General features: G+C 63.9%; 6 protein-coding genes. 4 read left to right on the top strand and 2 right to left on the bottom strand.

Translation table 11 applies throughout. From position 1 onward, the window contains the following. Positions 1-100: 100 nt before the first annotated feature. The gene (locus tag SH809_19155; GenBank protein MDZ4701837.1) at positions 101-868 is read right to left on the bottom strand and encodes a 5'-nucleotidase C-terminal domain-containing protein; all 768 of its coding nucleotides are present in this window, start codon (positions 866-868) and stop codon (positions 101-103) included. Positions 869-967: 99 nt separating this feature from the next. Between SH809_19155 and SH809_19160 the strand changes: the two genes are divergently transcribed. Continuing rightward, positions 968-1,444 carry a gamma-glutamylcyclotransferase family protein gene (locus SH809_19160; protein ID MDZ4701838.1) on the top strand — a complete coding sequence of 159 codons (477 nt, stop codon included), beginning with the start codon at positions 968-970 and terminating at the stop codon, positions 1,442-1,444. Between the two features lie 26 nt (positions 1,445-1,470). On the opposite strand, the gene SH809_19165 is transcribed toward SH809_19160, so the two are convergent. After that, positions 1,471-3,969 carry a TonB-dependent receptor gene (locus tag SH809_19165; GenBank protein MDZ4701839.1) on the bottom strand — a complete coding sequence of 833 codons (2,499 nt, stop codon included), beginning with the start codon at positions 3,967-3,969 and terminating at the stop codon, positions 1,471-1,473. A gap of 244 nt (positions 3,970-4,213) precedes the next feature. On the opposite strand from SH809_19165, the gene SH809_19170 reads away from it, so the two are divergent. From SH809_19170 to SH809_19180, 3 genes are all read left to right on the top strand, one after another. Further along, entirely contained in the window at positions 4,214-5,869 is a 1,656-nt protein-coding gene (locus tag SH809_19170) for an FAD-dependent oxidoreductase (protein MDZ4701840.1), read from the top strand. Positions 5,870-5,924: 55 nt separating this feature from the next. Further along, positions 5,925-7,970 (top strand): cation:proton antiporter, encoded by a 2,046-nt coding sequence (locus SH809_19175; GenBank protein ID MDZ4701841.1) that lies wholly within the window; start codon positions 5,925-5,927, stop codon positions 7,968-7,970. Continuing rightward, positions 7,967-8,893 (top strand): Crp/Fnr family transcriptional regulator (locus tag SH809_19180; GenBank protein MDZ4701842.1); only part of this gene is annotated, 927 nt, incomplete at its 3' end. The genes SH809_19175 and SH809_19180, both read left to right, overlap by 4 nt.

Below are 8,893 nucleotides of genomic sequence, written 5' to 3' on the forward strand. Positions count from 1 at the left end.
CTTCGGCGAAAACAACCTGGTTTTCCATGGGGGGAGCTCCTGATGAAACACCCCTGAAGATACGTCAAAGAACAACAACCCCCATAAGGGGCACTACCCGTTATTCATTTTGCCTTATTCGCCCGTCGACAGACGGGCGAATCGTCCCCATCGCCTGGATGTGGCGGATGTAGGTATCGCGGAGGAGGACCCCCAGGTCCTGCCGGCCGGCAGGGCTCCAGAGGGCCGGCATGTTGCCGCCGCCGTTGGCGAGATAGTCGGAAGTGACGAGACGGTACGTTCGGGCCGGATCCAGCGGGGCACCGGCGACGCGGATGTCAGTCGCCTGGCTGCCGTCGATGACAAAGGAAAAGCCGGCGATGGGCTCGCCGCCGAGGCGGGCGACCTGCTGGGCGAGGGAGTCCACCTGTACGCCCGTCATATCCAGCACACTCAACATATTGTCGAACGGCATCAATTCGTAGATCAGCCCAACCGTGACGATGCCGGCGTTGAGCGGTATGCGGAGGCCGCCGTTATTCGTGAGGGCGAGGTCGACCCGGCGGTCGACCCATTGCTGGACGTCGGCCAGCATCGCATCGGCGGCAAGGTTGCCGAGTGGTGCTTCGGGCTGGCCCTTTTCGAAAGGAGCCTCGGCCGTCCCGATCACCTCATTGACGCGGCTTTTGAGTTGGTCGCGGTACGGGGCGACGAGCGCCGCCATGGCCGAATCGTCCGCGAGGGAGTCGCCAATGGGGATGAAGGAAACCTGCGGCGGCCCGAGGGCGAGCACGGCCGGCACGTAATTCGGAACCGTAACCGGCGGCTGGCTCGTCCGGCAGCCCACAAGCGAGAGGAGAAGTAGGAAACAGAGAGCCGATCGGCGCATCGAAGTCAGGATTTCGAGTGAGACCACAACATACAAACGCCGGCGCGGAGATGGGCGCACGTAACGATCTCTTGTCCTGAATAAGCCTGAAAGGGATGCATGCACGATCTCGAACACAACCTGCCTGGCCTACTCGCCCTCCTGCTTCGGATCAATCTGTCTCGGGTCGAGGCGCGTGACGAGGCCCTGGAGGCCCTCGTCGAGCTGCAATTCCAACCGTCGCGCCGGCTGGCCGTGTACGGCACCCTGGCGCCTGGAGAGGTGAACGCGGATCAGCTGAGCAGCCTCGCCGGAACGTGGTCGCCGGCCGTACTCCGGGGCGAACGGTCGGCCAACGGATGGGGGCTGACGTGGGGGTACCCTGGATTCCGATGGGATGAGGCCGGCACGGACGTGCCGGCGCTGCTCTTCGAATCGGACGAGCTACCGGTCCACTGGGGGCGGCTGGACCAATTTGAGGGGCTCGACTACCGACGAATTCTGGTGCCTATGTATCGCCCCGCCGGCTCTGTCGTCGTCGCAAACGTCTATGGAGTCGCGTTCAAGGTTCGAGGTTCAAGGACTGCTCACCCTTAAACCTCGAACCTTGAACCTCGAACCCCTTAATTAATCCCCACGTCCCCGCCCATGTCACCGCCGCCCTCGTTATTTTGCGAGCGATTGCGGCGTTGGGGCTGCCGGCCGAAGTTGTAGGTGAACGTGAGGTAGGCGTTGCGCGACTGCCATTTCCGCTCGCCGAGCTGGTAGAACGTGTTGTCGTCCACGATGAAGCGGAAGCCCATCTGATCGAACGGATCGCTGACGCGGAGGGTCAGGCTTGCCTTGTCTCCCATAAATTTCTGGCGGACCGAGAGGTCGGCGCGGGAGAAGGCGGAGATCCGGCCCTGGGCCACGTCGGTCGGGGCACGGTAGAAGTAGGAGGCCTGGACATCCAGCCCCTGCCGCACCTGCCACGTGGCGTTCAGGCGCGTCGACCAGGAGATGGCCGAATTGCTCAGGTCGCTATCGAGGTTACTGCCGTTGGTGACCACCTTGTAGAGGTTGAAGCTGGCGAAACCGTTCAGCTTCTGGCCGAGCCGCAGCGACCCGATGGCCTCGGCGCCCCACGACTCGCTGGAGTCGAAGTTCTCGAAGGTCGTCGTCGAGATCCCGGTGAGCGGATCGAGGGTCTTGAACCGCTCCATCTGGTTGATGGTCTTGCGGTAATACGGCGCCAGGCTTAGCGATCCCTTCTCGCCGAATTGCTGCAGGGCGAGTTCGTAGGCGTGGACGTATTCGGGTTTGAGCGAGGGGTTGCCGACGAACAGATTCAGCGGGTCGTTATAGTTGGCGAAGGGATTGAGCATCCGCGTGCGGGGGCGTTGGATGCGTTTGCTGTAGCTGAGGCGCAGCGCCCGGGTGTCGGAGAACTTGTAGGAGGCAAACGCGCTGGGGAAAGCACTGAAATAGTTATTCTCGAAGTTCTCGTTGGTTGTCGTGAGGTCGAAGGTCGTCAGCGCCTGTTCGAGGCGGACGCCGCCCTGAAGGTCGAGCTTGCCCACGCTGCCGCTTACGATGCCATAGGCGGCGTGCACCTGCTCATCGAAGATAAACTCGTTGTTGATATCCACATCCGGGAAGTACGCGCCGGCGCCGTAGTCGAACGTCTCGGAGAAGAAGGTGTCGTCAAGCCGCTGGAGCGTGCCTTTGTAGCCGGCTTCGAGCTTGCCGGCGCCGAGCGGGCGTACATAATCCAGCTGAGCGGCGAATTCGTTCTCCAGGTTGTCCTGCTCGTTGCCCTGAAGCTCGGGGGTGTTGTTGGCCGCCGCGCCGGAGAGATCGCGTAACTGCTCAGTGAACAGATCTTCCTCGAACTCGGTCGAACGGTTGTAACGGAGGTCGGCGCTGAGTTCGTGCTTCGAGGTCTCGATCGTTCGCTTGAAGGACAGTTTGTAATCCATGTTGAACCCCTGATCCGAACTGGCCGAGGCGCGGTCGTACAGGCCCGTCAATGCGCTGTTGGCGCCAAGTTGCGCGAAGGTATTCACGCCCTCGTTATCGCCGCCGCGGACGCTCATCTGCGCCGATGCCGAGAGGATATCCTGCTTGTTGAAGGCGTAATCGGCATTGAGGTTGACCATGTTGGATAGATTTTCGCGTGAACCATCTTCGTTCTGCTCGAGGTACGTCAGCGGATCCAGATACCTGTTTTCGCGGAAGTTGTACCCCTCGCTGAGGCGATTGTCATAGCGGAAGCCGTAGTTCGTGAACAGGCTGAGCTTGCCCTTCTGGAAGTTCAGGTTGCCCGAAGCATTGTACGAGTCGCTCGTCCCGATGCCGAGGGTCAGGCCGCCGCTGGTGCCGAGGTCGGCGTCTTGCTTCATGACCAGGTTGATGATGCCGGCCATGCCGTCCGGGTCAAACTTGGCGGAAGGATTGGGGATGACCTCTACTTTTTCGATCGTGCCGGCGGGAATCTGCTGCAGGTACGAGGCCAGGAAGTCTCCCCGGACCGGCGAGGGTTTGCCATTGATGTACACGACGACATTCTGGTTGCCGCGCAGGCTGATGTTGCCGTCCACATCCACTTCGATCGATGGGATGTTCTGGAGCACGTCGGAGGCGGAGCCGCCCGTGCTCGTGATCTGGTCCTTCGTGTTGTACACCGTGCGGTCGATCTCGAACGTAACGGCTTCCCGTTCGGCCACGACCTCGACGCCCTCCATCTGCTGGAGATCGGGCGCCAGTTCGATGACGCCGAGCGCCACACGAGGCTTATCCTGGGAGATCGTCACATCGTGTGCGACGGCGTTTTCGTATCCGACGAAGCTCACGTTGACATAGTAGACGCCGGCGCGAATCTGTTCGATCGCGAAGCTGCCGTCGAAGTCGCTCACGGCGCCCGTGACCAGGCTGCTGTCGCGCTGGCTCCAGACGGCGATGGTGGCGGTGGCGATGGGCTCGCCGCTGTCGGCGTCGTGAACCGAGCCGCTCAGCATACCGTCCGCCGCCGGCGGCCGGCCGGTTGGCTGTGCCTGAAGGGATGCCGTGCCCAGAAGAAGCAAGAGGGCTATAAGTGAGGCAGCGCGGCCTGAATTGCGTAAAGATCTATCCAAAAGCATGGTGTGTACCGGTCAGTATTCGCATGGGCGAGGGCTCCAACGAGACAAGGCGGGAGCGCCTGCAAGAAGAACAGGTAGGGTTACGGCCCAGCCCATGTAAGGGTTGTTTGGCTGAGGTTAATCTTGTTAAGGGAAGGATAAAAGGACGCAACATCTTCCCTGCTTGCTCGTCCCAGCACCGTCTTTCCCGGGCCAGCCGACCTTCCACCGCCCGCCCCACCCTGAGATTTCAGCTCCGCGCTGCATGACCAAACCCGTTATTCTCGCTGTCGACGACGACCCGCAGGTGCTCGGGTCGATCGCTCGCGACCTGCGCAAGCAGTATGGCAAAGACTACCGCGTCCTACGAGCCGATAGCGGCGCCTCCGCCGTCGAAGCGCTCGACGCCATCCGGGCCCGCGACGAACATGTCGCCCTCCTGATATCCGACCAGCGCATGCCCCAGCTCGATGGCGTCGGTTTTCTCCAGGCCTCCATCCTCCTCTTTCCGAATAGCAAACGTGTCCTCCTGACGGCCTACGCGGACACCGACGCGGCCATCGGGGCGATCAACCGGTCGCAGGTCGATTATTATCTGGTCAAGCCCTGGGATCCGCCGGAGGAAAAACTCTATCCGGTGCTCGATGAACTGCTGGACGACTGGCAGGCCGGCTACCGTCCCGGCTACGGGGGCATCCGTGTCGTCGGAGATCGATGGTCGCCGCGTATCCACGCCATCAAGGACTTCCTGGCCCGCAACCAGTTGCCCTATCAGTTCCTCGACATCGAGACGTCAGGGGAGGCACAAGCCATCGTGGCGCGCCAGCCGGCCCCGCCGACTCTGCCGCTGGTGGTGCTGCCCGAGGGCGAGGTGCTGGAAAACCCCGCGCCGGCGGAGGTTGCCGAACGCGTCGGGCTCCGCACCCGCGCCGAGCGGCCGTTTTATGATCTCGCTATCGTGGGCGGTGGGCCGTCGGGGCTGGCGACGGCCGTTTATGGCGGCTCGGAAGGCCTCCGCACGGTGCTCATCGAGCGCGAGGCGCCGGGCGGCCAGGCCGGCACCAGCAGCCGCATCGAGAACTACCTCGGCTTCCCCTCCGGCCTCTCCGGCGCCGACCTCGCGCGCCGCGCCGTGGCGCAGGCGCGTAAATTCAACGTCGAAATCCTGGCCCCGCAGTCGGTCCAGGCCCTGCGCGTCGAAGGACCCTACCGACACCTCGTCCTGGGCGACGGCCGCGAGATCGCGTGCCACGCCCTGATGCTGGCGATGGGGGTGTCGTGGAACAAGCTGCCCGCCGCCGGGGCCGACCGGCTCGAAGGCCGCGGCGTCTTCTACGGGGCGGCCATGACGGAGGCGATGAACTGCGCCGGCGAGACGGTATTCATCATCGGCGCCGGCAACTCGGCCGGCCAGGCCGCGCTCTACTTCGCCGCCTACGCGAGCCGCATCGTGATGATCGTGCGTGGCGGATCGCTTGAGGCGAAGATGTCGCAATACCTCGTCGACCGCATCGTCGCCATTCCCACCATCGAGGTGCGCCTCCGCGCCGAGGTGCGTACATGTGTCGGCGACGAACGGCTGGACGCCGTCGAGATCGCCGATCTCCCCTCCGGCGCCACCGAGACCGTGCCGGGGCATTTCCTGTTCGTCTTTATCGGGGCCGCGCCGCACACGGAATGGCTGGGCGACCAGGTCGCCCGCGACGAGCTGGGATTCATCCTCACCGGGCCCGACCTCGACGCGAAGGAACACCTCGCCGGCTGGCCGCTCGAACGCGCCCCATTCCTCCTGGAAACCAACATCCCCGGCGTCTTCGCCTCCGGCGACGTCCGCCACGCCTCCGTCAAACGCGTCGCCTCCGCGGTAGGCGAAGGCTCTGTGTCCGTACATTTCGTGCATCGCCACCTCGCCACGTTGTGACACCCCCCCCTTCGCAAATCGCTATTGACTAATCGCTACCCGCTAATCCCTCGCCATGCTCCTCGCCGCCACCCCCGCCTTCTTCGGAGAGATCGCCGCCCTGGTCGTGGCCAGCGCGCTCATCGCCTACCTGTGCCACCGGCTCGGCATCATGCCCATCGTGGGGTTTCTGGTGGCCGGCGTCGTTATCGGGCCTATGGGGATCGGACTGGTGGAGGATCTGGAACTCGTGAACGAGGCGGCTGAGGTGGGCGTCGTCTTGCTGCTGTTCACGATCGGCATCGAGTTCAGCCTGGAAAAGCTGGCGAAGATCCAGCGGCTCATTTTCGGCGGGGGCGGGCTGCAGGTGGGTCTGGCCATGGCGGCGACGATGGGGATCCTCGTGCTCTTCGGAGTATCCTGGCAGATCGGACTTTTTACCGGTTTCCTGGTGGCGCTCTCGTCCACGGCCATCGTACTAAAGATGCTGGGCGACCGGGGGGAGATGGATCGGCCGTATGCGCAGGCCGGCCTTGGGCTGCTCATTTTTCAGGACCTCGCGATCATCGTGATGGTGTTACTCGTGCCGATGCTGGGCGGCGCCGGCGGAACCGCGCTCGACATCGGCTGGGCGCTCGGCAAGGCGGGGCTCATCATCGTCCTCGTGCTCGTACTGGCCCGCCGGATCATGCCGAAATTCCTCGAGGCCGTCGCCCGCACCTGCTCGCCGGAGTTGTTCCTCCTCACCGTCATCGGCATCTGTTTCGGGACGGCGTATCTGACCAGTCTCGCCGGCGTCAGCCTGTCGCTCGGGGCGTTTCTCGCCGGCCTCATCGTCAGCGAAAGCCGGTTCAGCGAACATGCCATGGGCGAGATCATGCCGCTCCAGATCCTCTTCAGCGCCACCTTTTTTGTATCGGTGGGGATGTTGCTGGACCTCGGCTTTCTCCTCGAGCACTTGCCGCTTGTGCTCGGCGTCGTGCTCGCGGTGGTGCTACTCAAAGTCATCACCACGGCCTTCAGCATCCGTATCCTGGGCTATTCGATGCCTGTGGCCCTGGCGTCCGGGCTCATCCTCGCCCAGATCGGCGAGTTCTCGTTTGTGCTGGCCCGTGCCGGCGGCGAGATCGGCCTGTATCCCGCCGGCCTCGAGGGGATCGGGGAGCAGACCTTTATCGCCTCGACGGTGATCGTCATGATCCTCACGCCGGTGCTGGGCTGGGCGGGGGCTCGCCTGTTTAGCCGGGAGGCTCCGCTGCCGGCCGGCACGGATGAGCCCGCGCTCGATCACCAAGCCGCCGAGGGCCTCAGCGATCACGTGGTCGTCGCCGGATATGGCGCCTCCGCCCGTCGGCTGGTGCGGGTGCTGCAGAACGCCGGCATTCCGTTTATCGTCACCACGCTCAGTCCGGAAGGGGCCAACGAAGCCGAGGCGGCCGGCGTACGGGTCCTGCGCGGCGACTACTCCAGGCAACATATCCTCGAGCTCACGGGGATCGCTCGGGCCCGAGCGCTGGTTGTAGCCGACGACCACACCGCCATGTCCCACCGGGTGATCCAGGTCGCGAAAACGCTGAAGCCCGACCTCCACATCATCGTCCGCACCCGCTACATCGCTGAAATCGAACACCTGCATGCTGCCGGCGCCTCGTGCGTGATCGCCGAGGAGATGGAAAGCATCGTGCAGCTTTTTGCGCAGATCTTGCAGGACGTTGGGACGCCAGCCAGCCAGATCGAGGCCATCGTCAACGGGGTACGCGACGGAGATTATGCCTCACTGTTGGAACCCGAGGCTGCTGTCGCGGCCTCCCTGGTGGACGGCGGCGTCGGCGGGATGCACCACACGATCGTCCTCGAGCCGGTCAACCCCGGAGCCTGTAGCCACATCGCCCGGACCCGACCGGTTGTCCCGAGCACCAGTGGATGCGAAGAATGCCTCCGGACGGGCGATCATTGGGTGCACCTCAGGGTGTGTATGACCTGCGGACACGTCGGCTGCTGCGATTCGTCTAAAAACAAACACGCCGGCCGGCACTACCTGGAAACCGACCACCCCATCGCCCGGTCCATCGAACCCGGCGAGACCTGGGCGTGGTGTTACGTGGATGAGGTGATAGTATGATCGTTCCAGACGACCTCTTGATCGTCCCTGAATTCAGTGAACTGCCGATCGAGGCCCGCCAATGGCTCGTCGACCATATGACGGAGCACCGTCTGGCGGTTGGCGAAGTGCCCTTCGAAACCGGCGCGCCGGCGGAGAACATGTTGATCGTTCTCGAGGGGGCGATCCAGATCCTCATCCCCCAGGGTGGGGGCTGGCGGTTGTTCGATACCTTCCGCGCCGGCCGCATCACGGGCCTATTGCCCTACTCGCGGATGACCCACTTCGGGGGAAAGGCGAACCCGATCGAACCCTCTCGTGTCGCTTACATCCACAAAAACGATTTTCGGGAGATGTTGTACCACATCCCCGAGCTGGGGCAAAAGCTGATTGCCCTCATGTCGGACCGGGTGCGGAGCACGTCGTACAACGACCAGCTCCAGGAGAAAATGCTCGCACTGGGCAAGCTGGCCGCCGGCCTGGCCCACGAAATCAACAACCCCGCCGCCGCGGTGAACCGCGCCGCCGCTACCCTGCAGGAACGGCTTCAGAAGCTGCCGGCGCTGGTGGCCCGCCTCGCCCGCCACGGGTTATCGGAGGAACTCGTCCGCGCGGCGGATGAATTCCGCCACCGATGCAGCCTTGAACTCGCCACCCACCTCTCCGCCATGGAGCGCGGCGAACGCGAAGATGCCGTGGCGGACTGGCTCGATGCGCACCAGGTGCCGGAAAGCTGGATGCTGGCCGCGACGTTCGTGGAAGCCGGCTTCCGGCCCGACGACCTGGAGGCCATCGCCGCGGACCTGCCGGTCAGCGCCGTGCCCGATCTCGTGCTCTGGCTCGAAGGCACCATCGCGGCCGACCGCCTCCTCACCGACATCGGCCTGGCGTCCCGCCGGGTGTCCGACATCGTGGGGTCGGTGAAGATCTACACCCACATGGAC

The sequence above is a fragment of the Rhodothermales bacterium genome (genome assembly GCA_034439735.1).
In the GTDB taxonomy this organism is placed as follows: domain Bacteria; phylum Bacteroidota; class Rhodothermia; order Rhodothermales; family JAHQVL01; genus JAWKNW01.